This window comes from Rhizobium sp. BK602 (assembly GCF_014195095.1).
In the GTDB taxonomy this organism is placed as follows: Bacteria; Pseudomonadota; Alphaproteobacteria; order Rhizobiales; family Rhizobiaceae; genus Rhizobium.
This window is the reverse complement of sequence record NZ_JACIBC010000005.1, coordinates 315,375-340,731: the sequence shown is the minus strand read 5'-3', so window position 1 is coordinate 340,731 and position 25,357 is coordinate 315,375. Positions and strand designations below refer to the sequence as shown.

23 protein-coding genes and 1 pseudogene are annotated in these 25,357 nt (G+C 61.8%); 15 read left to right on the top strand and 9 right to left on the bottom strand.

Annotated elements, in window-relative coordinates:
- Position 1: 1 nt before the first annotated feature.
- From FHX11_RS18220 to FHX11_RS18200, 6 genes and pseudogenes are all read left to right on the top strand, one after another.
- Positions 2 to 631 (top strand): TetR/AcrR family transcriptional regulator, encoded by a 630-nt coding sequence (locus tag FHX11_RS18220; protein WP_184359080.1) that lies wholly within the window; start codon positions 2 to 4, stop codon positions 629 to 631.
- 23 nt (positions 632 to 654) lie between these two features.
- A pseudogene (locus FHX11_RS30140) lies at positions 655 to 824 on the top strand (TetR/AcrR family transcriptional regulator); the annotation flags it as partial.
- 13 nt (positions 825 to 837) lie between these two features.
- On the top strand, positions 838 to 1,632 hold the full coding sequence (locus tag FHX11_RS18215; protein ID WP_184359078.1) for a pyrroline-5-carboxylate reductase dimerization domain-containing protein: 795 nt from the start codon (positions 838 to 840) through the stop codon (positions 1,630 to 1,632).
- Positions 1,633 to 1,698: 66 nt separating this feature from the next.
- Positions 1,699 to 2,700 carry an ABC transporter substrate-binding protein gene (locus FHX11_RS18210; protein WP_184359076.1) on the top strand — a complete coding sequence of 334 codons (1,002 nt, stop codon included), beginning with the start codon at positions 1,699 to 1,701 and terminating at the stop codon, positions 2,698 to 2,700.
- 93 nt (positions 2,701 to 2,793) lie between these two features.
- Entirely contained in the window at positions 2,794 to 3,681 is an 888-nt protein-coding gene (locus FHX11_RS18205; protein ID WP_184359074.1) for a proline/glycine betaine ABC transporter permease, read from the top strand.
- Complete coding sequence (locus FHX11_RS18200; RefSeq protein WP_184359072.1) at positions 3,674 to 4,777, top strand: glycine betaine/L-proline ABC transporter ATP-binding protein; 1,104 nt, start codon at positions 3,674 to 3,676, stop codon at positions 4,775 to 4,777. The genes FHX11_RS18205 and FHX11_RS18200 overlap by 8 nt, the downstream gene beginning before the upstream one ends.
- Before the next feature lie 162 nt (positions 4,778 to 4,939).
- Here the strand turns inward: FHX11_RS18200 and FHX11_RS18195 are convergent, their stop codons facing one another.
- From FHX11_RS18195 to FHX11_RS18185, 3 genes are all read right to left on the bottom strand, one after another.
- Positions 4,940 to 5,722: an isoprenylcysteine carboxylmethyltransferase family protein gene (locus tag FHX11_RS18195; RefSeq protein ID WP_246781065.1), complete on the bottom strand. Its 783-nt coding sequence runs from the start codon at positions 5,720 to 5,722 to the stop codon at positions 4,940 to 4,942.
- Between the two features lie 94 nt (positions 5,723 to 5,816).
- Positions 5,817 to 6,350 (bottom strand): cytochrome b/b6 domain-containing protein, encoded by a 534-nt coding sequence (locus FHX11_RS18190; RefSeq protein ID WP_184359070.1) that lies wholly within the window; start codon positions 6,348 to 6,350, stop codon positions 5,817 to 5,819.
- A complete protein-coding gene (locus FHX11_RS18185; protein WP_184359068.1) occupies positions 6,337 to 6,807 on the bottom strand; it encodes a MarR family winged helix-turn-helix transcriptional regulator in 471 nt (156 codons plus the stop codon). The genes FHX11_RS18190 and FHX11_RS18185 overlap by 14 nt, the downstream gene beginning before the upstream one ends.
- A 97-nt stretch (positions 6,808 to 6,904) precedes the next feature.
- On the opposite strand from FHX11_RS18185, the gene FHX11_RS18180 reads away from it, so the two are divergent.
- Entirely contained in the window at positions 6,905 to 7,273 is a 369-nt protein-coding gene (locus tag FHX11_RS18180) for an antibiotic biosynthesis monooxygenase family protein (protein WP_184359066.1), read from the top strand.
- A 193-nt stretch (positions 7,274 to 7,466) separates the two neighbouring features.
- The gene (locus FHX11_RS18175; RefSeq protein ID WP_184359064.1) at positions 7,467 to 8,825 is read left to right on the top strand and encodes a polysaccharide pyruvyl transferase family protein; all 1,359 of its coding nucleotides are present in this window, start codon (positions 7,467 to 7,469) and stop codon (positions 8,823 to 8,825) included.
- Here the strand turns inward: FHX11_RS18175 and FHX11_RS18170 are convergent.
- From FHX11_RS18170 to FHX11_RS18150, 5 genes are all read right to left on the bottom strand, one after another.
- Entirely contained in the window at positions 8,731 to 10,209 is a 1,479-nt protein-coding gene (locus FHX11_RS18170; protein WP_348649715.1) for a lipopolysaccharide biosynthesis protein, read from the bottom strand. The genes FHX11_RS18175 and FHX11_RS18170 overlap by 95 nt on opposite strands.
- On the bottom strand, positions 10,206 to 11,381 hold the full coding sequence (locus FHX11_RS18165) for a glycosyltransferase (protein ID WP_184359063.1): 1,176 nt from the start codon (positions 11,379 to 11,381) through the stop codon (positions 10,206 to 10,208). The genes FHX11_RS18170 and FHX11_RS18165 overlap by 4 nt, the downstream gene beginning before the upstream one ends.
- 104 nt (positions 11,382 to 11,485) lie before the next feature.
- A complete protein-coding gene (locus FHX11_RS18160) occupies positions 11,486 to 12,559 on the bottom strand; it encodes a glycosyltransferase (protein ID WP_184359061.1) in 1,074 nt (357 codons plus the stop codon).
- 214 nt (positions 12,560 to 12,773) lie between these two features.
- Positions 12,774 to 14,057: a cystathionine gamma-synthase family protein gene (locus FHX11_RS18155; protein ID WP_184359059.1), complete on the bottom strand. Its 1,284-nt coding sequence runs from the start codon at positions 14,055 to 14,057 to the stop codon at positions 12,774 to 12,776.
- Between the two features lie 163 nt (positions 14,058 to 14,220).
- On the bottom strand, positions 14,221 to 14,850 hold the full coding sequence (locus FHX11_RS18150; protein WP_184359057.1) for a hypothetical protein: 630 nt from the start codon (positions 14,848 to 14,850) through the stop codon (positions 14,221 to 14,223).
- Positions 14,851 to 15,387: 537 nt separating this feature from the next.
- On the opposite strand from FHX11_RS18150, the gene FHX11_RS18145 reads away from it, so the two are divergent.
- The 4 genes from FHX11_RS18145 to FHX11_RS18130 all read left to right on the top strand — a co-directional run bounded on the left by FHX11_RS18145 (position 15,388) and on the right by FHX11_RS18130 (position 18,711).
- Positions 15,388 to 16,368: a TerC family protein gene (locus FHX11_RS18145; protein ID WP_184359055.1), complete on the top strand. Its 981-nt coding sequence runs from the start codon at positions 15,388 to 15,390 to the stop codon at positions 16,366 to 16,368.
- A gap of 52 nt (positions 16,369 to 16,420) precedes the next feature.
- Positions 16,421 to 16,726, top strand: coding sequence for a hypothetical protein (locus FHX11_RS18140; RefSeq protein WP_184359053.1), 306 nt, complete (start codon positions 16,421 to 16,423; stop codon positions 16,724 to 16,726).
- A 53-nt stretch (positions 16,727 to 16,779) separates the two neighbouring features.
- Positions 16,780 to 17,388, top strand: coding sequence for an exopolysaccharide biosynthesis protein (locus FHX11_RS18135; protein ID WP_246781064.1), 609 nt, complete (start codon positions 16,780 to 16,782; stop codon positions 17,386 to 17,388).
- 93 nt (positions 17,389 to 17,481) lie between these two features.
- Positions 17,482 to 18,711, top strand: a complete 1,230-nt coding sequence (locus FHX11_RS18130; RefSeq protein WP_348649721.1) for an MFS transporter — start codon at positions 17,482 to 17,484, stop codon at positions 18,709 to 18,711.
- Positions 18,712 to 18,753: 42 nt separating this feature from the next.
- Here FHX11_RS18130 and FHX11_RS18125 read toward each other — a convergent pair whose 3' ends face one another.
- Positions 18,754 to 22,797 (bottom strand): Pls/PosA family non-ribosomal peptide synthetase, encoded by a 4,044-nt coding sequence (locus FHX11_RS18125; RefSeq protein WP_184359047.1) that lies wholly within the window; start codon positions 22,795 to 22,797, stop codon positions 18,754 to 18,756.
- Between the two features lie 231 nt (positions 22,798 to 23,028).
- Between FHX11_RS18125 and FHX11_RS18120 the strand changes: the two genes are divergently transcribed.
- Genes FHX11_RS18120 through FHX11_RS18110 form a run of 3 tightly spaced genes read left to right on the top strand, consistent with a single transcriptional unit; the run spans position 23,029 to position 25,354 of the window.
- Entirely contained in the window at positions 23,029 to 23,292 is a 264-nt protein-coding gene (locus FHX11_RS18120) for a hypothetical protein (protein ID WP_184359046.1), read from the top strand.
- A gap of 2 nt (positions 23,293 to 23,294) precedes the next feature.
- Positions 23,295 to 23,966, top strand: coding sequence for a response regulator transcription factor (locus FHX11_RS18115; RefSeq protein WP_184359044.1), 672 nt, complete (start codon positions 23,295 to 23,297; stop codon positions 23,964 to 23,966).
- Positions 23,963 to 25,354, top strand: a complete 1,392-nt coding sequence (locus FHX11_RS18110; RefSeq protein WP_184359042.1) for a HAMP domain-containing sensor histidine kinase — start codon at positions 23,963 to 23,965, stop codon at positions 25,352 to 25,354. Before FHX11_RS18115 ends, FHX11_RS18110 begins: the two co-directional genes overlap by 4 nt.
- Positions 25,355 to 25,357 lie beyond the last annotated feature (3 nt).

Genomic DNA, 25,357 nt, shown 5'->3' with positions numbered 1-25,357 from the left:
TATGGATCAGGCTTTGAACGACAGCGGCTGGCGCGGATCACAGGAGGGATGGCTGGAAGCAGCCTATGAGTCCCTGCTGGAATCGGGCGTCGATTCCGTCAAGATCCTTCCTCTTGCGAAGAAGCTCAACCTTTCGCGAACGAGTTTCTATTGGTTCTTCAAGGATCGCGAGGAATTGCTGAGCACGCTGATCGGCCGCTGGCGGGAAAAGAATACCGGTAATATCGTCAAGCAGACGGAGGCCTATGCGGAAACGCTCGCCGAGGCCATGCTCAATGTCTTCGACTGCTGGCTCGACAAGGACCTGTTCGATTCCAAGTTCGAATTCGCCGTGCGCAGCTGGGCGCTGCAATCGGAGGAAATTTTAGCGGAGGTGCGAGAGGCCGATCAGGTGCGGCTGGAGGCCCTGAAGCGCATGTTCATCCGTTTCGGGTTCGACGACGCGGCCGCCGATGTCCGTGCGCGGACGACCTATCTGGTGCAGATCGGCTATATTTCCATGCAATCCCAGGAGGAAATTGCGCTGCGAATGAAGCGCATTCCGGAATATATCGCGATCTATACCGGTCAGGTGCCGCAACAAAGAGAGCTCGACCGCTTCTTTGCCCGGCACGACTACAAGTCGCAATAAGACGCTGCCATGATGATAGATGCCGTGCTCGGACAACTTATCTGGTTCGGATCGACTATAGTTCCAGCTGTCCCATAGAGAGATTGCCGTGCGAATGAAGCGTATACCTGAGCATATCGCGATCCGCGCCGGCAGGGTGCCTCGACGACGAGCGCTCCGCCTCCGTGCCGTTCACGGCTGCAGGCCAGAGTAAGAGGGCGCCACCTATGCAGGACCCAATGAGGATCGGTGTGATCGGTGGCGCAGGCTGGCTTGGCGGGGCTCTCGCCGGATCGATCCTCAGGGCCGGGATCGCGCGGCCGGAAGGCCTTTCGCTGTCCTATCGGCGCGAAAGGCCGGCGCGGTTCCCGGACGTTCACTGGACACGCGACAATCAGGAACTCGTCGATCGGTCGGACATCGTCATCGTTTCCGTTCGGCCGGCCGACTGGCCCGCCCTTTCCGTCGATGTCGGCGGCAGGCTCGTCATTTCCGTCATGGCCGGCATTCGCCTGGAACAACTCGGGGAGTGTCATCGCACCAAAAGGGTCGTGCGTGCCCTGCCGAATGCGGCCGCCGAGGTCGGCAAGTCCTATACGCCCTGGATCGCCGCCGGCGGATTGGATGAGAGCGACCGGGCCATCGTACGGCGCATCTTCGGCGCTTGCGGCGTCGAGGACGAGTTCGGCCGCGAGAGCGACATCGACTATCTGACCGGGCTCACCGGCTCGGGACCGGCCTTTCCGGCGCTGCTTGCCGCAGCCATGATGAAGGATGCCGTCGGACGTGGTTTACCTATGGATGTTGCCAGGCGGGCGGTAAACACTATGCTGGTGGGTGCCGGGCGTTTGCTGGAACTTCGCGACGACTGTCCGAACGACATCGTCAATTCCTTTCTCGACTATCGCGGCACCATCGCGGCGGCGATCGAAGCCATGCGCGCCTCAGGATTGGAGAAATCGATCTCGGAAGGACTTTCGGCAGCATTCAGGAAATCGGTAAGTATGGGAGAGGCCTCCTGACGACCGCTTGAGCGGGCTAATGCGGCACCCCGCTTCGATAAGACGCCGCAAACAGAGGGAACGACAATGAACAAACTACTTGCATCGACATGCCTGCTGTTCGGCCTGCTTGGCGGAGCCTCCATGGCAAGCGCCGCCGAATGCGGAAGCCTGACGATCGCCAGCATGAACTGGCAGAGCGCCGAGGTGCTCTCGAATCTCGACAAGATCATCCTGAACGAAGGCTATGGTTGCAGCGCCGAGATTACGGTTGGCGACACCGTTCCGACGATCACCTCGATGGCCGAGAAGGGCCAGCCCGACATCGCGCCGGAGGCCTGGATCGATCTTCTGCCGGAGGTGGTGAAGAAGGGTACGGATGAAGGCCGGCTCGTGATTGCCGGCACCTCGCTGCCGGATGGCGGCGTCCAGGGATGGTGGATTCCGAAATATATCGCCGATGCCCATCCGGACATCAAGACGATCCCGGACGTGCTGAAGCATCCGGAACTCTTCCCCGATCCGGAGGATTCGAAGAAGGGCGCGATCGTCAACGGTCCGCAGGGCTGGGGCGGCACGGTGGTCACCTCGCAGCTCTATAAGGCCTTCGGTGCCGAGAAGGCGGGCTTCACGCTCGTCGACACCGGCTCGGCGGCCGGCCTGGATGGTTCCATCGCCAAGGCATACGAGCGCAAGCAGGGCTGGGTCGGCTATTACTGGGCCCCGACCGCGTTGCTCGGCAAGTACCAGATGGTCAAGCTCGACGCCGGCGTACCGGCCGATGCGGCCGAATGGAAGCGCTGCAACACTGTCGCCGATTGCCCCGATCCGAAGCCGAACGCATGGCCGGTCGACCGTGTCGTGACGCTGGTTGCAAAGACCTTCGCCGACAAGGCCGGAGCGGACGTGATGGACTATCTGAAGAAGCGCTCCTGGTCGAACGACACGGTCAACAAGCTGATGGCCTGGATGACCGACAACCAGGCCACCGGTGAAGACGGCGCCAAGCACTTCCTGAAGGAGAACAAGGACCTTTGGTCGAAGTGGGTCTCGCCGGAAGCTGCCAAGAAGATCGAAGCCTCGCTTTGAGCTTGAGATGCGGTGCGTCCCTGACGCACCGCATCACCCAACGCCAAAAATAAAAAGGGATATTGGCCGGCTTCTTTTGAAAAGGGGAACCGAATGGAATGGTTTTACAAATTCCCGCATATGGACGACGACCTTCTTCGCAATCTGAAGAAAGCGATCGATGACGGGTTTCGGGGATTCACCCGCGCTTATGGCGATGCGATCGAGAGTTTTTTCTCTCCGCTGCAACATTTTCTGATCGCTTCCGAGCGTTTCATGACCCAGACGCCATGGCCGATCATCATATTGATCATTCTCGCGATCGCCTGGGCCGCCAGCAGGAGCCTGAAAATCGTCCTCGGCTGTCTCGTGACGCTGCTGCTGATCGGCTATTTCGACATGTGGGAAGACACCATGCGCACGGTGTCGATGATCTTCGTCTGCACGGTGCTGTCGATCGCCATCGGCATTCCGATCGGGATCTTGATGTCGCGGTCCGATAGGGTGCAGAGGGTCGTCAATCCGATCCTCGACGTCATGCAGACCATGCCGAGCTTCGTCTATCTCATCCCGGTGGTCATGCTTCTGGGCATCGGCAAGGTGCCGGGACTGATCGCGGTCGTCATCTACGCCATTCCGCCGATGATCAGGCTTACCGATCTTGGCATTCGGCTCGTCGACAAGGACGTGCTGGAAGCGGCAGACGCCTTCGGCTCGTCGAATTCGCAGAAGCTGTTCAAGGTGCAGTTGCCGCTGGCATTGCCCACCATCATGGCCGGCATCAACCAGACCATCATGATGGCGCTCGCCATGGTGGTCGTCGCCTCGATGATCGGCGTCCAGGGCCTCGGCCAGCCGGTTCTCAAGGCCATCGCCAACCAGTATTTCACGCTGGGCATCTTCAACGGTCTTGCCATCGTCGGCATCGCCATCATCTTCGACCGGGTCAGCCAGGCCTACGGCAAGAGACTCCAGAAGCACCGGGAGACCGTCCATGGCTGATCGTCATTTCGGCGGCATCAAGATCCGTCACCTCTACAAGATCTTCGGCCCCAATCCGCAAGCCTATATCGAGGCCGTCCAGAACGGGCTGTCGAAGGCGGAGCTCAATGAAAAGCACGGTCATGTGCTGGGGCTGAGGGACATCAACATCGAAATCCCCTCGGGCGGTATCCAGGTCATCATGGGCCTGTCGGGCTCGGGCAAGTCGACGCTGATCCGGCACGTCAATCGCCTGATCGATCCGACGGCCGGCGAAGTGCTGGTCGATGGCGTCGATATCGTGAAGATGAGCACGGACGAGCTTCGTGAATTCCGCCGGCATCAGACCGCGATGGTGTTCCAGAAGTTCGCGCTGCTACCGCATCGCAACGTTCTCGAAAACACCGTCTATGGTCTCGAGGTTCAAGGCGTCGCGCGCTCCAAAAGCGCCGATATCGCGATGAAGTGGCTGGAGCGGGTGGGGCTGAAAGGTTTCGAACAGAAATATCCGAACCAGCTTTCGGGCGGCATGCAGCAGCGCGTCGGCCTGGCGCGTGCGCTGGCCAACGATGCCCCGGTGCTGCTGATGGACGAGGCCTATTCCGCCCTCGATCCGCTGATCCGCATGGACATGCAGACCGTTCTTCTCGATCTGCAGAAGGAGATCAAGAAAACGATCGTCTTCATCACTCACGATCTCGACGAGGCGCTGCGGCTGGGAGACCAGATCGCCATCCTGCGCGATGGGCAGGTTATCCAGCAGGGCACCAGCCAGGACATCGTGCTGCGGCCGGCCGATGAGTACGTTGCGAACTTCGTCAAGGAGGTCAATCGGGGCCGCGTCGTGCATGTCGAAGCGGTGATGGTGCCGCTGCAGGGCAATGCTGCCCCCGCCGGTGCCAAGATTGCGGCGGGAACCACGATCGAGGAAGCCGTGCGTATCCTGGCCTCAGTGCCCGACGGCGACGTCACCGTCGTGGAATCGACCGGCAAGCCCATCGGCACCGTCAACTTCCGCCGGCTTGCGGTCGCAATGGTCAATTCGCACAGCTTGAGCGGACAGCCTGCCAATGCTGCAACGAAGGAGCAGTCCACGACGGATGCGATCGGCTTCTGAGCACCCTGTCTTCCTTGCCCTCCGTATCGTGCGGATACGGAGGGTTTTTGCTATCCCCGGATCGGACTTGCCAGCGGCCAAGGCTCGCTTCGCGGCAATATCGGCAGGAAAGCCGGCCGGGCCAGGGCAAGATGGAATGGCGTCGATATCGACCCATCCGCATCAGGGAACGGTGATTGCCGCCGGCAGAAAACCGCTTGCGTGCAGATATTCCACGAATTCGGCGATCGGAATGATGGCCAGAATGAACAGGGCGTCTCTCGATGTCACCGACAGCGCATAGGGGGAGAAGGCGCGCCCTTGTCCCCAGTGCAGATTTGAGAATGCCGGCCAGAACAGCGGCGTGCGACGGGCATAGGTGTCATATTGCTCGCCGAAGAGATGAGACAGGTATTGTGCCTCCCGCTTCGCCGTATAGAAGAACACGAGATAGGCCAGCAATGTGAAGATCGCCGCGGCGAGAAAGCTTCCGAATATCAGGCAAATGCCGAGGATCGCCATCAGGGACGAGACGTAGAGAGGATTGCGGGTGACGGAATATGGTCCATCCGTCACCAGTTCGGAATTCTTGCGTCCGCCGACATAAATGATCGACCATATGCGTCCGATGATACCGAGCATGATCAGCAGAATCCCGGCCTGCTCGAGAATGCCGAGCACCAGGCCCTCAGGGGGAAAGCCGGAGCGCGTAAACAGCTGGAACGTAATAAACGCTGCTGTCAGGACCCAAAGTGCCCAAATTCGTCTCTTTTGTCGGAACGGGCGGTTGGAAGATGTGGCGAGGGAGGTCATGTATGTCTTGGGCTCCATAAATATGCGGCTGACCGGGACTGAGCCAAGGATGTCGATGGCTTGGCATCGCACTCTGTTTTCGGATGGGTCGTCCTGGTTTGATGCTCCCCCGTCCCGAATCGCTCCTATTTCGATAGCGACCAAATTCGACATAATAATATCGATATCGAGCTATGGATGTATGGGCGCGCGGGGGTGAGGCTGTGATGAGGGGAGGGGCTTGCCGGTCTATGTCCAGCCCGGTCGGTCAGTCGCCATACCACATCCGGCGGAGAAGGCCGTCGCCACGGAAGAATTGGTGATAGAAGGCCGCGCCGGCGTGAAACGCCAGCAATGCGAGCAGCAGCAGCGCGCCTAGACCGTGCGCCCCTCTCGGCGGATAGTCGGTAAAGTTCGGCAGGGTTGCCGCCGGTGCACCGAAGATCGCCGGTCCGGCACCGCTGAGGGCAATCGTTCCTATGCCGCTCGCGATCATGCCGATGATGATCAAGTAGAAGGCGACATGGACGCCGCGCGCGATGCGTTCCTGCCATAACGGAGCCCCCTGTACGGCAGGTGGCTTGTTGTCGAAACGCCACCACCAGACAATGCGAAGGAGGGTGAGAAGCAGCACTGCGATTGCTATCGGGATGTGAAAGCGCAGGATTTCGGCTTTCACCATCGCATCCATGGCATTCGCCGCCCGGAAACCGGAGCCGAGCAGCGCCAGGATCATGATGGCGCTCAGCCAGTGAACGGAAATCGCTACCGCACCATAGCGGTCGGCGCTACTCTTCAGCATCTGCATGTCCTTCCAGTTTCCCGCGCAAGGCCGTCATGACCCGGCGCATGGTTTCGATATCCTCGAGCGGAAGCCCGTCGGAGAGATCATTGACCCAAGGCGCCTGCAGGCGCATGGCGGCATCGAATATCTGCCTGCCCTTGTCGCTCAGCACGACGAGTTGTGCCCGCCGATGGTGCGGATTGGGCTGGAACGAGACCAGGCCTTCCTTCTCCAGATCGTTGACGATGCGCTGCACATTCTGGCGGTTGGCGCCCATGTCGCGCGCGAGCCACGCGACCGGTTGCGGTCGCTCGGCGGCCACGATGCTGCCGAGCACCTGCCAGCGGGCGCTGGTCAGGCCGAGGTCGGCAACCAGCCTGTCTCCAGAGGAGAGAATGCGATTGTTCAGCCTGAACAGGTCAAGAAAAAGAGCGGTCAGTGCCGTTCCCGCGGGCGTTCGTTCGGTCTCGTTCATATGTCACCGTGTAATTCATTTGACATTATGGTGTCAAGTTACTATGTATGCGTCATTCCAATTTGACATCATAATACCAAATTGAATGGTGATCACAATGTCACACATGCGTCCGCTGGACCCGGCCTTCCCGATCGAACGTCAGATTGCCGTCGATGCTTCCCCCGTCGTGCTGGTCAATATCTTCACCCTGGACAAGGCCGATGAGGACCTATTCCTCAAGGCCTGGCAGGACGACGCCCAATTCATGAAGCGTCAGCCGGGCTTTATCTCGACCCAGCTTCATCGGGCGGTCGGCGACAGTCCGACCTATCTTAACTATGCCGTCTGGGACACGATGGCCGATTTCCGCGCGGCATTCTCGCATCCGGAATTCCGGGCGAAGATCTCGGAGTATCCGTCATCGGCGGTGGCCTCTCCGCATCTGTTCCAGAAAGTCGCCGTACCGGGCGTCTGCGTGGCTTGAGCAAGCGGGAACGGCCAGGCACCTGTGCCGTTTGCTCTCCCATTCGTCTCCGGTCTTGCCGGCGCGCCCACGGCCCCTATATTGCTGCGTTGCACCATGACTTTCGTCAGGCTATGGTGCGCACAGGCGTCGGTGGGGCGGTGCCTCGGCGGTCGATTGAGACAATGGGGCCCACGGGATCGAGGAAATATCGGTGAAAGTGGTCGTTGAAAATACCGTATGTCTGAATACCGGCGATGCGGCCATCCTGTTGGCCATTCGCCATATCCTGCAGTCGGCATTTGGCGAGGGACTGCAGTTTTCCGTCTTCGACACGCAGCCGAAGGTGGCCGAGAGGCTTTACCCCGCCAATCACTATCCCGACCTTGCCTTCCGGCAATTGCTGTCGGACGTCGTTTTTAAATACCGGCACGATGGCAACACCGCCAAAAATGCGCTGAAGCAGCTTTACAACCGGCTGGTCTTTCGCGCGCTTCGTCGGTTTCAGCAGACCGGTGCAGCGAAGAGCCGCTTCCTGTCCGCGAGCGATCAGCAGAGTCTCGGTCTCTATCGCGACGCGGATATGGTGATCACCACGGGCGGAACCTATCTCGTCGAGACCTATGATCTCGAGCGGCGCATCAACCAGTTCAGGATCGATCGGATTTTCGGAAAGACGCCCGTCTTCTTCACCCAGTCCCTCGGACCGTTCGCCAAAGACGACAATCGCCGCAGCCTGAAGCCGATATTCGACCAGAGCCCGCTGATCCTGCTTCGCGACGCGCATTCGCGCGACAATCTCGTCGGCCTGGTCGATGATCTCGGTAAGTGCCATGTCGTGGCCGATGCGGTCTTCGCGCTGGCCGACGCCGCACGGATCAAGACGATCCTGGCGGGTGGCAAGCCGTCTACCGGGCGGGTGGGCATTTCCGTGCGCCATTGGGGCTACGTCAAGGACGGTGAAGGCGGAATGGGCCGCTATATCGACAGCATCTGCCGGATGGCGACGGAACTGGTGCGGACCTATGGCAAGCAGGTCGTCTTCATTTCGACATGCCAGGGCGTGCCGGAATATGCGCATGACGATTCCAAGACCGCCAGGAAGATCGTCGAAAAGCTCGAGCCAGATGTCGCCGCCTCGACTTCGGTCGACGCGGGCTTCCATTCGCCCGAACAGCTGATGACCATCGTCAAGGACTTCGATTTCGTGATCGCCACGCGCATGCACATGATGATCATGTCGCTCTGCGTCGGCACGCCGGTCTTGCCGATCGCCTACGAATTCAAGACCAAGGAACTGTCGAAGCGGATCGGCGTCGCCGATCTGCTGCTCGATATCGACAGCGTCACCGAAGAGACGGCAAGCCGTAATCTCGCGTCTTTTGTCGCCGACCTCGATCGCTACCGCGATCTCAGCCTTCGCGCCGTGCTCGACGAACATGCCTCGGCAATGTCCGCCGTCGCGCCTCTTCAGGCGCTTATGCGGACGGCGAGCCCGGCGCGGTCTTCCAAAGCGTCGACGGAAGGGATGAAAACACCTTTCGCGACGACGGAAGCAGCATCGCAAGAATGAAGCCTATGCCGTAGTTCAGGACGAGCGAGGCAGCGATGGCGACGATGCCGGACGAAAGCTGTCCGTTTTGCTCGAGCCAATGATAGCCGAGCCAGGCCAGGAGCGACGAGACAAGGAACAGCACCTGCATCGACAGGAAATCCATGGCCGATACCGGGCCGACCCGTTGCAGCATCACCGCAAGTACCGGAACTCTCAGAATATAGCCGCTGATCGCATAGGCCGCGGCAACGCCGATGGCGCCCCATTTCAGCCCGATGACGAAGGCGGCGACTGTCGTCAGGGATGAATAGATGCCCCAGTGGAACATCGCCTTGGTTTCCCCCTGGCAGATGAAGATCCATCCGGTGGTGCTGCCGACCGGCTGGATGAGCCCGGCAATTCCAAGCCAGACGAAGATCGGGGCAACCGGAAGCCATTGCTGGCCGAAAAGCAGGCTGACGACCGGCTCGGCGCTGCAGGTGACGGCGGCGATCCCCGGCATGGTGCAGGCGGCCAGCAGCCAGTTCGTGCGCATATAGACGTCCCGAAACCGGACCTTGTCATCCTGTATCCGGCTCATCAGCGGGATCATGACCCTCGTCAGCGGCTGGGTGATGTTCTGCAGCGGGAAGAGCAGCAGCTTGTAGGCGCGATCGTAATAGCCCAATTCGACCGCGCCGGAATATTTGCCGACGAGGATGTTATCGAGGTTACGGGAGAAGAAATTGACGAGGTTGAATCCCGTGAGATTGGCGCCGAAGGAGATGATGTCGCGGTCGACGCGCAGGACCGGTCTGCCCGGCAGCCAGCGGGTGGTCCACCAGGCGGCGATCAGCGTCACGGCCGCGGTGACCGCCGGCCCGATCGCCAGCGACCAATAGCCGAGGCCCTTCCAGGCGGCGAAGGCGGTCGCCAGGAAGCCGGCGGCGGCGGATATCACGTCGTTGAGCGCCAATTGTCCGAACTGAAGATGACGGTTCATCAGCGCCAGCGGAAGGGCGGCAAGGCTGCCGAGAAAGAGCGGCAGCGCGGTCGCGACCGTGATCGCCGTCATGCGCGGATCGCCGTAAAAGGCCGCGACGGCCGGTGCCGCGACGGTCAGGACCGCCGTGCAGCCGATGCCGATGAAGGTACTGGCCCAGAAGACCTGGTTGAGCTGATGCCCGGAGATCTCCTTGCGCTGAATGACCGCCTGCTGCAGGCCGAGATTCTGGAACAGCCCGACAAAGGCGGCGATCGGGCTCACGGACGCGATCAGGCCGAAATCCTCGGGGATGAGCAAGCGCGCGAGCACCACCACCGAGAGGAACTGGATAATGATCTTCAGAACCTGGGCCGCGGCGGTAATGAATCCGCCGCGCAACGCAAGACGCCCCATCGAATGTTTCTGCGTGTTCGTCACACATGGCTCCTTGATGCCGCCAGCGTCGTCACCATCGCCGCGAGTTGATCATTGAGACGATCGGTATTGTAGTCCGCTTCGATCGTGCGTCGCGCGGCATCCGCGATATCGTCGCAGGGGAGTGGATTTTCGATGATCCAGGCGATCCTCTCGGCAAGCGCGTCGACATCCCTTTCCGCGGCCAGGAAGCCTGTCCTGCCATCCTCGATCAGTTCCGGTATGCCCGAATGATAGGAACTGACGACTGTCAGGCCGGAGGCCATCGCTTCCATGAGGGCGACCGGGATGCCCTCCACGTCGCCGTTGGCGGCCGTCACGCTCGGCAGGATGAAGGCGTGCGATTTTGACAGCCATTGCTTGACTTCCTGATGGGGGCGGCTGCCGAGGAAGGTCACCTGCCGCAAGAGTCCCAGTTCCTTGGCGAGATGTTCGAGGTCTTTGCGCTGCGGCCCGTCTCCGATGATCGTATAGTGCCAATCGCCATGGGATGCGCCAAGCTTCGCCAAAGCGCGCAGCGCGAATTCGATGCCCTTCTTCTCGATGAGCCTACACACCGAAATGAGCTGAAGCGTCGCGCCGTCGCGCTTGCGCCGATCGTATGGAATCTGTCCCACATCGATGCCCATATGGTGCACTGCCGTATGTTCGCAAGGTGCCCCGCCTTCGATCAGCATGTCGCGGAAGCGGTTGTTGACGGTCAGATTGAGCGCACCCAGTTTGAAGAGATCGCGATACTGAGCGAGGCCGTTTTCACGAAAGGGCACGCCGACGTCGAAGCCGTGGAAGATGGTGACGATGGGCGGCCTGATCTCGCATCGCTTTTTCAGGCGTGCGACCCGCGCTCCGTTCTGGCCGAAATGGGCGATGACGGCATCGAAATCGTTGATCCTGCGGACGGAGAGCATGTCCAAGGCGGTCGACACCTTGTCCTTCAAGGCATGCGGCAGACGCTCGATCTGCGGTCTCAGCGCCCCGATCCTGCCCCACCAGTCGCGGGCATGCGGCATCAGGCTCGCGACCGGCTCTTTTCCCCGCTGCTGGTCGCTGGTGCCGGCTATGCCGTCGCAGACGATTCCAACCTCGAAACCGCGCTCCACCATTCCGGCCATCTGGCTGATGACGAAAGTTTCCGACAGAGTGGGAAACCGGCCGACGACGAAACCGATATGCATGAAGGGCCTTCTCTGATGTCTGTCATTGTGCGGAGAGCGTTTGCCCGATGAAAGGCCGCTCTCTGTCGGTTCGGGAAAGCGTCCGCCGCCGGCAAGACCGGCCGTCACTGCAGGGCGTGGCCGACGGCCGCGCTCGAAAGTACTTTCGTAAAAAGTTCGAATTGCACGGACGGCTGCATCTGGGGACGCTGGGAGAATTCAAGCGCCGCTGCCGAAAGCTGTCCATAAAACGCCTGATCGCTCCACAATCTCTTGATCGCCTGCACCCAGTCGGCAAGGGGTGCATCGTAGTCGAGAACCATGCCGCCCTGGCCGATGGCTTCGGGAAGTCCGCCGCGCTGCGAGCCGACGACCGGGATGCCGCTGCAATGAGCCTCCGAGGCGACGCGTCCCCAGGCCTCTTCCCACTTGCTGGGGGCAAGCAGGATCTTCGTTCGTCCATAAATGGTCTTCATGTCGCTTGTGCGGCTTTTCAGATGAATGTTCCTGAAAGGCGCGATCGCTTTTTCGACCTGGCTGCGATGGGCTGGGGTCAGCGTCCAGCTCTCGACGAAGAGAAACGGGATTTCCGGGCATTCTCCCGCAATGCGCACGGCGAGTTCGAAGCCTTTTTCATTATAGGGATTGATGAAGGTGACATATTCGGCACTGCTGTTGGTTCTGTAGAGCGTGGGGTCGATCGTCGGCGGTATGACGACGGCGCTGATGCCGAATTTGTCCTTGTAGGTTCTTGCGGTGAATTCCGAATTTGCGATGTAGCGGGCGGATTGCAGCTCCCGCAAATCGCCGGCGAGCTCATGGAATTCGATGTTTCTGAGATAGATGACCACCGGGATATCGTGGGCTTGCAGCGCCTTTGCGATCGGGACCGATTTGTGACATTGCACGACGGCAACGTCGGGCTTCAGCTTCTCGACGGCGTATGCGGCCGCTTCCCATGGAAACCATGCGCGCAAGACCGGATAGCCCGGAAACGTGTCCATCACCGCGGGCTGTCGAAGCAGCTTCATTTTCGCCCGGGCCTTGAAGCCGAAAACGCCACCACCGAACAGGGCCGCCAAGACCGCCGGTCTATGGCCTTCCGAGCGCAATTGCTCGACAAGATGATGGGTGCTGGATTGAACACCCCCGCTAAATTCCGGATAATAACCGTTGCCACTGGCGAAAAGAACATTCATTCGCGCGATCCCCTTGGGCGCAAATCCCGGCGCATCCCCTTAATAGTTCCGTGCGATCGCACGACGAAGCATCCCATTCCCAAACGGATAGTGCCTGTCCATGACGCATTGCACAAACGTTTTTTCATGAAAATTTAGGAATGCGGAAGCTAAGGCCGGCTTCGATGCCGAGCGATGGCCGAGCTGGGGCAATACAGCACGTCGAAAATCCGCGTCATGCACTGTCGAGGGCCGATGCCAGGTCGGCGATCAGATCGTCGGGATGCTCGATGCCGATGGAGAGCCGGATCGTCGATTCCAGCACGCCTATGCGGTGACGCACCTCCTCCGGAACGCCCGAATGCGTCGTCGTCGCGGGATGGGAGGCGAGCGATTCCGTGCCGCCCAGGCTGACGGCCAGCTTGAAGATCTGCAGCGCGTTCAGGAACTTGAACGAGGCCGCCTGACCGCCCTTGATATCGAAGGAGAAGGTGGAGCCGGCCCCGCTGCATTGGGCGGCGAACGTCCGGCCGACGGCCGATGCCGGATCGGCATAGGCGAGATAGTGGATCGTCTCGACCTTAGGATGATCGCGCAGGAAATCGGCGACCGCCCTCGCATTGCTGTTGGCCCGCTCCATGCGGATCTGCAGCGTTTCCAGCGAGCGGCCGAGCATCCAGCAGGAATGCGGATCGAGCTGTGTGCCGATCGCCCCTCGCAGCGCCTTGACCTGCTTCATCACCGCCTTCGAACCGAGGGCGGCGCCCGCAATCAGATCGGAATGGCCGCCGACATATTTGGTCAGCGAATAGAGGGAAATATCTGCGCCATGCTCGATCGGCCGCTGGAAGACGGGGCCCAGCAGGGTGTTGTCGCAGGCGACGATCGGCACATGGCCCTGCCTTTTGCCGATGGCATCGGCCACCCGCCGGATCATAGCGATATCGACAAGGCTATTCGTCGGATTGGCCGGTGTTTCCAGAAGGATGAGCGAGACGCGGCCCTTCGCCATCGCCTCCTCGGCGCCGGCCATCACCGATGCCTCGCTGACGCCATCGGCGAAGCCGACAGCGGAGACGCCGAGATTGAGGAACGTCTTCGCGATCAGCGTCTCCGTGCCGCCGTACAGCGGCTGCGAATGCAAGACCGCGTCGCCGGGGCGGACAAAGGCCAGCAGGGTCGTGGCGATCGCCGACATGCCCGACGAGAACAGCGCGCAGCTCTCCGTTCGCTCGTAGACGGCGAGGCGATCCTCGACGATCTCGCTGTTGGGGTGATTGAAGCGCGAATAGACGAGGCCCACGCCCGTGCCCGCCGGCGGCTCAGTGCGGCCGGAAATGTAGTTGAAGAAATCGCGCCCGTCCTCGGCCGACTTGAAGACAAAGGTCGATGTCAGGAAGACGGGAGGCTTGACCGCGCCCTCCGACAATTCCGGGTCATAACCGTAATTCAGCATCTGTGTTTCAGGATGCAGGGGGTGGTTGCCGATATGGGTTTTTGACGGATGTGGCGCTGTCATGACGGTCTCCTCAGTCGACGGCATGATTCTCAGGGGCACATTATACGCTACTAAAATGAAACCTCGCCATGTGTTGCAATCCGGGCGATGAGAGCGACGCGCCAGGTGGCTTGCCGCAGCCGTCAATGAATTGGCTGGCATCGGCGTGCGACGAAAAAGGCAGTCATCGCCGATAGGTGCCGTTCATGTCGCTGGCGAATTGACAGACGCCGGACTGTTTCGTGCGCCAGGTCGACGCGTCGAGGCGATTGAAATCGATGGTGCAATGCTTGACGACAAGCCGCCCATGCCCGTTCCTCAGGGAGATGAGGCCGCTGGTACTGTCCGCATAGATGTCGCCGGCTTGCCCTCCTTGGGCGCCGATGCGGATCGTGGACAGCTCGACCGCCAGAAAGCCGTTGACCGGTCCAAAAATCGTAAGATCGCCCTGATCCCCGTCGTCATTACGGTCCATGAAGTGCTTCGACAGGCTCAAACCGCCCTTGGTGCCCAGAAGATTGCCGATCTGGACATCGTAGAGCTCCTGGAGGCAGGCAGCATCGCCGCATGTCGGCAACTGTTGCACCCATTCCCGCTGTTGCGCGCGGATCTTGTTTTCATCGTCTTGCTTCAAGGCCGCCGCATAGAGATCCTGCATGATCCTGTCCCGCACCATCAGCGCCGGGCTCCGGCAGATCATATGGTCCGTCGCAGAAGAGGGTTTTGCGCAATCGATGCCCGCGGCGTTTGCGGGCGGCATGGAAAAGGCAAGGATGAGAATCGCAATCGCGAGAGCAGATTTGGAAATCGCCATCGGGTGCTCCTGTTCAGGATACGCTAAACCATACATATGCCGCCCGGCGGCCGCGTAAAGGGCGGACCGGCAGAGATGACGAAGGGGAGGATCGGCCCTCGTCTCATTTGAAGATTGTGTCCGCTATCCTAGTTCTGCGCGGGTGTATCGGTCGGAGAATGTCGGGGAAGACGATGCCAGGCGAAACGCGATTTTCGGGCCGGATGACCGTTCTCATCGATGGATCGGCCTGTACCTCTTCGGCCATCGCCGGCTGGATCTCGTCGGATGCGGCCTGTTTGTCGTGGTCACCATCTACATCGCGAACTGGGCTAGGCATGCCTGGCCGCGCAGGGAGCCGGATATCACCGAACCAAAACGGCGGCCGGAATGATATCGGCGGGTCGAGCGAATAAGTTACGGCCCGCCACTTGACCAGGGAAAACCGGCACCCCATCTGGGGCATAACCCGCTGGTCCGGGCCCCTCTGGCGAGAGCCTCGGCACTCTTGCGATGTCGGACCTTTTTCCGACAATCCGTGCCGACAGGGGATTCTCCTTGGATTTTTCGTTTCTGCTCGTCGAGTGGCTGGGCAAGCCGCTCTGGATGTGGGCAAGCTTTCTCGCCCTCGTCATCGCCATCCTGTCCTTCGATCTCGGCATTCTGCATAAGCAGAACAAGGAGATCGGCGTTCGCGAAAGCGTAAAACTTTCCGCGCTCTATATTACGCTCGGCATCGCCTTCGGCGGCTGGGTTTGGTGGTATCTCGGTGCTGACGCCGGCCTTGCCTATATGACGGGCTTCGTCGTCGAGAAGACGCTGGCGCTGGATAACGTCTTCGTCATCGCCCTGATCTTCTCCTTCTTCGCCGTTCCGCGTCTCTATCAGCATCGCGTGCTCTTCTGGGGCATTCTCGGCGTCATCGTGCTACGCGCGATCATGATCGGCGTCGGCGCGACCCTGGTCGCCGAGTTCGGCTGGATTCTCTATCTCTTCGCCGCTTTCCTGATCGTGACCGGCATCAAGATGCTCGTCATGAAAGAGGCAGAGCCGGATGTTTCCAAGAATGCGCTCGTCCGCTTCATGCGCAGCCGCTTCAACGTCACAGACGAGCATCATGGCGAGCGCTTCTTCGTCAAGCAGGCCGACCCGAAGACCGGCAAGCTCGCCCTGTTCATCACGCCGCTCTTCATGGCGCTGGTGATGATCGAAGTGGCCGACGTGATCTTCGCCGTGGACTCCGTCCCCGCGATTTTCGCGATCACCACCGATCCCTTCATCGTCTACACCTCAAACATCTTCGCCATCCTCGGCCTTCGCGCCCTTTATTTCGCTCTGGCCGCGATGATCCATCGCTTCCAGTATCTGAAGCCGGCGCTTGCCGTGGTCCTCATCTTCATCGGCTCGAAGATCTTTGCCGCCGACCTCCTGGGTCTGGAAAAATTCCCGGCCGCGCTTTCGCTCGGCATCACCTTCGCGATCATCGCCGCCGGCGTGATCTGGAGCCTCCTCAAGACCCGCGACCGGCAGTCGGTGTAACCGAAACGGTTGGACGCAGCCGCGTTAGCAACAGAACACGAAGGAAACAGATATGATTTCGGATATCGTCGCTTGGCTTTTTGCCTTTTTTATCTTCGATCCGCTTCAGGCCCAGATGCAGGAGCAGGCCGAGCGCGCGAGGCTGCCCGTGGAGATCGTTCGCCAGTCCCAGGCTTGTCTGACGACCCAAGGCCCGCTGCTGATCGAGCGCGCCGCCGGCGACTATGGCTGGGCGGCAGGCACCCTCGTCAATCTCGCGATCGGGCGCACCGCGCCGGCCGATCTCCTGGATCGCCGGGACCCGCAATGCGCGGCCCTCGTCCGTGTGCTGAACGGCAACGATGGCGAGAGCGTGTAACGACGGATTTCGGCTGAAACGGATTGCACGACATGTCCGAAGCGGATGAAAGCATGAGCCGAGAACAGCCGCGCGGCGTCGCAACCGCGCGGCTCGCGGAAATGCGGGAGCTCGCCCGCGCAAGGGGCGGGCTTTCCATCGGCGAGGCCCTGGAGATCATGGGGTCGACGGGCATCGCCTTTACCGTGCTGTTTCTGGCGATCCCGGCCCTGACGCCGATCCCCGGTCCGTTCGGCATGGTCTTCGGCACAGCCCTTGCCTTGATCTCTCTTCAGATCATCGCCGGCAGCCGCACTCTCTGGCTGCCGGCCATGGTCAGAAACCGCCACGTATCGCCGGCGACCTTCGATCTCATTGTCCGTCACTCCATTCCGATGATCGCCAGGGTGGAGAAGATCATGCGCGCCGGTCGGCTCAAGGCCCTTACAGGCCCAATCGTGCAGACCCTGCTCGGCATCCCGATCTTCCTGCTGGCCGTGGTGATCGCCTTGCCGATCCCCTTCGGCAATATCCTGCCGGTATTTTCACTGGTGGTGCTGGCGGTCGCGCTGATGGAGCGCGACGGTCTGGTCGCCCTGGTCGGACTGCTGTTTGCCGCGGCGACAATTGCCGTGACCACGGCCCTGCTGCATGTGAGCGTCTCCATGATCTTCACGAGCTGAGATCGGCGTTAGTGCTGGCGTCGCGAATATTTCGCTTTGGCAGTTTCGGCTTCGTCGAAACCTGCTACAACTCCGTCGCCCGCTTGCCGGGCGATTTCGCCACCCCCTCGACGCCCGCCGATGACCCGCCTCATTCCAGAAGTCTTTCGCGACCCGACGATCCGGGTGAGCATGCTGGCCGTTTTTGCCTTCGGCTTTGCCGGAGCCGCGACGGCTCCCTATCAATCGGTCGTGGGTATTCGCGAGCTCGGCCTCAGCAACGGGCTCTATTCGGCGCTGATTTTTTGCGCGGCCGCCGTCAATGTCGTCGTCAGCATCCTGCTCGGAAATCTGGCGGACAGGCTCGGCGAATATCGCAGGATGATGCTGCCGGTCGCCGTTTTCGGCATTCTGGGTTATGGGGCTGTCTATGCCGTTCCGTCGCAGGTGACCTTCATTCTCAGCGCATTGTGTTTGCTGCCGGTCTACGGCTCTCTCAATTCGCTGCTTTTCGCCAATGTGAGGGCGACGACCAAGGGAATGGAGCGGAATGTCGTCGCCAGCGTCAACTCCGGCGTCCGGGCGATGATCTCGCTATCGTGGATTCTCGTGCCCGGCATCACCGGCGCGCTGCTGGCAAGCTCTAAGACCATGCTGCCCGCCTATCTGTTCGCGAGCCTGGCCTGCGCGGTCTGCCTTGGGCTGATCGGGCTGTTTCTGCCGCGCCGCACACCTGCCGACACCGCGCCGCCGCGCCATCTGTCCTACCTGGCAGCGCTCGGCGAGGTCGTCTCGCCGCCGGTCTTCCTGCGCGTGCTCGCGGTGGCGCTGATCACCAGCACGCTTCACGTCAACGACGCCATTCTGCCCCTCATCGTCACCGGCGCGGCCCATGGGACGGTCGCCGATATCGGCGTGCTCGTGGGGATCGTGGCGCTTCTCGAAGTCATCTTCATTATCGTGTGGGGACGCGCCCAACGGATGATGAACCATGTCACGGCACTGGCGATCGGCACGATCATCTATATCGTTTATCTGCTGCTGCTCGGGCATGCATCCGCGCCCTGGCACCTTTATGCGCTGACGCTCATCAGCGGGGTCGGAGCGGCCGCCCTCATCAGCATTCCCATCACCTATCTGCAGGATCTGATCGCCGAGCGCCCCGGCCTCGGTAGCGCCCTGATATCGGTGAACATCTTCCTGAGCGCCGGGCTCAGCGCCCTGATCTTTGCGATCGGAACGGGCACGAGCAGTTATTCGGGAACGGCGATCGTCGGCGCTGTTGCCGGCTTCGCCGGGCTTGCGATGCTGCTCTTCTTTGAACGGGCGAGACGGCGCAGATAATCCGCCCGGAGCCGGGCGGACAAGCATCGCCGTGACCCATGCTTATGCTGCTGCGGACGGCAGGGGCTCGGTCGCAATCGCCGGAGCAGGCTCCTTTGCCACCTGGACGGCCTGGGCGGGCGTGCCGGCCCAGGATGTGCCGGCCGGAATGGACTCGCCTTTCATGACCAGGGTCAGCGGCCCGATCTCGGCGAAATCGCCGACATTGGCTTCGTAGAGCACGGTGCTGCCGGAGCCCACCGACACACCCTTGCCGATCCGGATGCGACCGACCTTCATGATGCGGTCTTCATAGAGATGGGTCTGGGGGCAGGAGCCCATGTTGAGGACGGCATGGTCGCCGATATGAGTGCAGTCGAATTCGCAGATATCGGTGGTGTTGATCCAGGTGCCGCTGCCGATTTTGGTGCCGAAGGGCCGCAGCAGCCAGGGCAGGAAGGGCGTGCCGCGCAGATAGTCGAGCAGCATCTTGCTGGCGAGCCCGCCATAGAAGACCGCGACCGCTTCGGTGCGCATGGCCCACCAGGACCACATGGGCCGGTTCATCGGCCTGTAGATGCCGATGAGGGTCCATTTGAACGCGACGGCGACCAGATAGAGGATGCCGGAGGTCGCCAGTCCTGTCGCCATGAGCATCCAGAACAGCCGGCCCCAGGCGCCGTCGTCGATCGCGCTCGCCAGCAGATCGGAGGTCGCAAGCGCCATGACGATGAGGATGGCGGTCGGCAGCGAGGTGTGCATGGCCTCGAAGGCGATGCGCACGAGGCGCATGCGCAGCGGCGGCGCATAGGTGCTGGCGGCTGCCGCCTGCAGTCTTTCGCGCGTCGGGAACTGGAAGGCCGGGCTGCCGCACCAGGTTTCGCCTTCCTTGACATGCAGGCTGTCGGGCAGGCGCGTCTTGATGCCGACCAGCGCGTCGTTCTCGATCACGGCGCCCTGAGAGATGACGGAGGAATTGCCGAAGAAGCAGCGGTCGCCGGTCTTCAGGCGCTTGAGAATCATCCAGCCGTTCTGGATCTCCTCGTCGCCGAAGATGGTCTCGTCACCGATGAAATTGTCGCGGCCCATCTCGATCAGATCGTAGCGGCCGGCGAAATTCGCCGAGATTTCCGTACCCTTGCCGATCTTGGCGCCCATCAGGCGATACCAGTTGCGCATGAAGACGGTGGCATAGAGCGAGTTCAGCGTCTCCAGCATGGCTTCCGTGGTCAGACCGACGACCCATTTGCGGAAATAGAGATTGCCGAAGATGGAGTAGCGGCCCGGCACGACGCGCGGCAGCAGCACCCAGCGCAGCACGACCACGACGGCCATGGATACGACGATCAGCACCAAAGCGGCCGGCCAGGAGAGCGCGGAGATCATCCACCAGGACAGCGGCTCGTCGCTATCCGGCGACAGCATCTTCTGGACAGCCGAGAACAGGAAGAAGGCCGGGAAGATCGGCAGCAGGCCAACGACGAGGCTCAGATTGTAGGCGGCGAAATAGCTTGCGAACTGCAATAGGCGTCCCGCTGTTCCAAGTTCCGGATGGGCCGGCACCTCGGCGGGTTCGGCCTCGCCCGTCTGGCGGGCCGGGGAGCCGTCCCAGCGCGTATGGGCGGGGACATGCGTGCCGGCGGCAATCGCCGTCAGGTCGCCGATGATGGCGCCATCGCCGATCTTGACGTTGTGACCGATCACGCTGCCGTTGCCGATCTGGACATTGTCGCCGATGTCGATGGTGCCGACATGGATCTGGTTGCCGATGACCTCGACATTGGCGAGCTTCAGCTTGACGCCGAGGCTTGAGCGGGCGCCGATGCGCACCAGATCGATCGCGCCCTCTTCGAATTCGTCGAGCATCGTGTCCCTGCCGACCTTGGCTCCCAGCGCGCGCATATAGACGCGCATCAGCGGCGAACCCTTGAGGAATTTCGGCGCGGTGAGCTGGACGATGCGCTGCATCAGCCAGATGCGGAAATAGTAGGCGCCCCACAAGGGATAGACGCCGGGGCGGGTGCGGCCGATCACCAGCCATTTCAGCGCGACGACCACCAGCTTTTCACCGAGGTTGAGGCCGATATAGATGGCCCCGAGGATGAGCAGCTCATCCCACATCGGCACACCGTCGTCGATGAGGAGAATGGATGCCAGCAGCAGGCCGATCCATTGCAGCGTGGCAAGCGCGATGATGAAGGGCAGCACGATGGCCTGGGCCAGGCCGCAGAAGAAGCGGCGGCGCAGCGGAACCGGCTCGAAATCGATGCGCTCCTGTCCGGAGGCCTGTTCGGCGTTCGCTTCCAGGATCGCGGCGATGCCCCGCAGGGTGCGGCCGGCATAGACGTCGCGCAAGGCGATGCCCGCCAGAAGCGGGATCTTGCGGACTTCGGACACGAAACGGGCCGCCAGCATGGAATGGCCGCCGAGCTCGGTGAAGAAGTCGGCTTCGAAGCCGATGGCGCGCAGACGGAACACTTCGCTTGCCGCCTTCAGAAGCTGGGCTTCGGTCCAGGTGCGTGGCGTCTCCTGAACCTGGGTCGGCTGATCGTTTGCCAGCGGGATCGCCGCAAGCGTCTTGCGGTCGATCTTGCCGGAGGCCAGTCGCGGCAGCGATACATGGCTCTGCCAGGCGGCGGGAACCATGTAGGGCGGCAGCTTGGTCGCGATGGCGGCGCGCGCCTTGTCGCGGTCGAAGGCGTTGCCCGCCGTCACGACATGGGCCACCAGCATGTCCTCGCCATCGGGCGTGCGATGCACCACCACCGAGGCGGCCTTCACGTCGGGAAGCTCGCCGACGACGATTTCGATTTCGCCGAGCTCGATGCGATAGCCGCGTATCTTGACCTGATCGTCGATGCGGCCAAGGAAATGGAGCTGTCCCTCTTCGTCCATCAGCACGGCGTCGCCGCTGCGGTAGAGCACGGGGTCGCCATGCGGGGCGAAGGGGTTGGCCACGAATTTGGCGGCGGTCAACTGCGGCAGGTTCCGGTATCCGGCCGCCACGCCCGGCCCGCCGATCAGCAGTTCGCCGGCATCGCCGCGCGCAACGAGCTCCAGCTTCTCGTCGACGACGTAGGCCGTGGTATTGGCGATCGGTCCGCCGATGGTGATCGGCCGCGACGGGTCGAGCTCGGCGTAGGTCGCCACGACCGTCGTTTCGGTGGGGCCGTAGGTGTTGATCAGGCGTCGGCCGGGCCGCGAAAAGCGGCTGACGATCGCCGGCGGGCATGCTTCGCCCCCAACGATGATGATGCGCAGGCTCTCGACGTCGCGCTCCAGCATGGTGAGCAGCGTCGGCACGGTGTCGATCGCCGTGATCTTTTCCGCGTCCAGCACGTCGGCGAGCCGGTCCAGCTCGGCCATGACCGAAGCCGTCGCCACCTTGAGGGTCGCGCCGACCAGATAGGGGATGAAGATTTCCTCGAGCGACAGATCGAAGGCGACCGAGGCCTGCTGGAGAACCACGTCCGATCCATCGAGCCCGATCGCTTCGTTGCCTGCCCGCAGGTAGTGGCAGATGTTGCGATGGGAAATCACGATGCCCTTCGGCTTGCCGGTGGAGCCGGAGGTATAGATCGCGTAGGCGGGCTCGTCCTGCGTTGCGGGACGCGGGGCAATATCCGCGTTGTCTTCCGCAAGCAGCGCCGGCAGCAGAAGGGTCTGGCCGTCGAAGGCGGGCGCGAGTGCTGCCATCTCGGCATGGGTCAGCAGCCAGCGCGCGCCGCAATCGGCAAGGCTGGTCTCAATGCGCTCGGCGGGTGCCGCGGCATCGAAGGGGACATAGGCCGCGCCTGCCTTGAGGATCGCCAGAAGCGCGACGTGGAGTTCGAGCGAGCGTTGAAACCAGAGGCCGACGAAATCGCCGGGGCCGATGCCGCGCGCCGCCAGCGCGCAGGCGGCGGTATCGGACAAGCGGTCGAGTTCGGCATAGGTCAGCGCCTGATCGGTTCCGATCAGGGCAAGCGCCGTCTTGTCTGGGCTGCGGGCGGCCGTCGCCCTGAATATGTCCACCAGCGTCTCGTCGCGGATGAGGTCGGGCCGCATGGCGCCGGAGAACACGGAGAGGCTGGCATTGGAGGCAATCGACGACATCTGGATAGTCATGGTAACTTCTGCGAATCTGGTGTTGGCACAATCGGTGCGCGATCTACCAATGCTTATATACCTTTCAATTTGCAGCTCTCTTACGGGCGATGTCAGGGAATTGTAATGTTGGGACGGCTATGCTTGAGCTGCTGCGGATTTGGCCCGCATGCGGCCTCGAAGGAAGGATGAACAGCGTTGCGCATATTCGGGCAGAGAGCCGATTGGCCCCGCCGGTCGTCCGTTATTTTGATGACGGCTTTGCTGAGTTGCCTGGGCATGGATGCGTCGGCCCGCTCGCACAGTACGGTCCTTGTGGATGATGCGGGTCCCTTGCGGCCGCTGCCTGACATCTATGCCGTCGTCGCCCGCGAAATGCCGGGACGCGTGTTGCGGATCAAGCGGGTGCGCCGGGCCGGGCGTCCGGCTTATGCGGTGCGCGTGCTGAAGCCCGATGGCAAGCGCGGCGACATCGTGCTCGATGGATCGACGCTCGCCGTGCTAGAGAGACGTTGACGATGCGTATCCTGATTGCCGAGGATGAGCCCAGCATCGTCGCCGACATGCGCCGCTGCCTGGAGGATCAGCACTATATCGTCTCCAGCGTGAGCGATGGCGAAGAGGCGTGGTATCGCGGCGACATTGAGCATTTCGACCTGGTCATCCTCGATCTCGGGCTTCCGAAGCTCGACGGATTGACGGTGCTGCGGCGCTGGCGCGCCGAGCGGCGCAGCATGCCGGTGATCATATTGACGGCCCGCGACGGCTGGCGCGACAAGGTCGACGGCATGGACGCCGGCGCCGACGATTATCTCACCAAGCCCTTCCGCATGGAGGAGCTGCTGGCGCGGGTGCGCGCCCTGATGCGCCGCGCGGCCGGCCAGTCTTCCCCGATCCTCTCCAACGGCGTACTCGAACTCGATACCCGTCAGCGCACGGTCTCGTTTCGCGGGCAGCCGGTGCAGGTCACCGCGCTCGAATATCGCCTGCTCGCCTATCTCCTGCACAATGCCGGCACGGTCCTGTCGCGTTCGCAGATCGCCGACAGCATCTATGACGAGGAGACGGAGCTTCTGTCGAATGCCCTTGAGGTCGTCGTCGCGCGGCTGCGGCGCAAGTTCGACGGCACCGTCATCGAAACCCGCCGTGGCCAGGGCTACATCATTCCGCGCGAGGCGCCGCCGTCATGACGCCATTCTCGCTGCGGGGGCGGCTGTTGCTGGGATCGGCGGTGGCGATCGTCGTTGCCACCTTCCTCGCGGGCGTCGGCATCAACGCCATTTCCGGGCTTGCGGTGCGGGCTTTGGCGCTATCCGAAATCGACGAGGAATTGCGCGTGCTGCTGGCCGCCGTCGATATCAATACGTCCAACCAGCTTTTCCTCGACGACACGCCGACGGACCCTCGCTTCGGCGTTCCGAATGGCGGCTTTTATTGGCAGGTCGGCCGCAATGGAACCGTCGAGCTGCGCTCGCAATCGCTCTGGGAGCAGAACCTGCCCTGGCTTCGCTCCCGCCCGCGCGATGCCGGACGGGAGACGGACATGAAGGGGCCGAACGGCAGCCATCTTCTCGCCGTCGAGCGCTCGGTCTCCATCCCCTCGGCAACGGGCGACCAGATCGTCGATATCGTCATGGCGCTCGACAATAGCGAGCTTGCGCCGGCGCGCTGGCGCTTCTTCTATGCCATGGCGCCGTCTCTCGGTGTGCTGTCGGTCGCCCTGATCGGCGCGGTCGTGGTATTCCTGCGATACGGGCTGCGGCCGCTGCACGATCTGCGCAATGCATTGATGGCGGTGCAGGAGCGATCCGCGCGGCAAATCACCGGTCAGTTCCCGCATGAAGTCCAGCCGCTGGTCGATGATCTGAATGGCCTGCTGACGTCGCGCGAGACGCAACTGGCGCAGGCCCGCGCCCGCGCTGGCGATCTGGCGCATGGCCTCAAGACCCCGCTAGCGGCTCTCGAGGCAACGGCGCGCACATTGGCGGAAGAGGGCATGTCGGAGCGCGCGGCGGCGATCCGGACCGAGATCGGCCGCATGGAGGCGCAGATCAAGCGCACGCTGGCGCAGACCCGCGCGAGCCTGGCCGCCGCCCATACGGTCGGCGTCTTGGATGCCAGCGCCGATCTGAAGAAGATCATTTCGGTCATGCAGCGCCTGTCGGTCGACCGGGATATCAAGTTCAAGCTCTTTGCTCCGCCCGAGATGTGGCTGGCGATCGACGAGGCGGATTTTGCCGATATCACCGGCAATCTGATCGACAATGCCAGGAAATGGGCGAAGGGAAAGGTCAAGGTCCGGCTGTCGGTATCGCCGGTGCATGATGGGGTGCAACTGCTCATCGAGGACGATGGACCCGGCTTGCCGGAGGATACTGAAAAGGCCTTCATCCGCCGTGGCCGGCGCCTCGATGAAAGCATCGCCGGAACGGGTTTCGGCCTTGCGATCGCCAAGGATCTGGTGGAGGCCTATGACGGTCAGATGACGCTGGCCCGCTCGGCCCTTGGTGGTCTGTCCGTCACCGTCAACCTGCCGGCGCGGCTCGTCAAGGACCGGCAGGCAGCGCCGGACGTCTAAGCC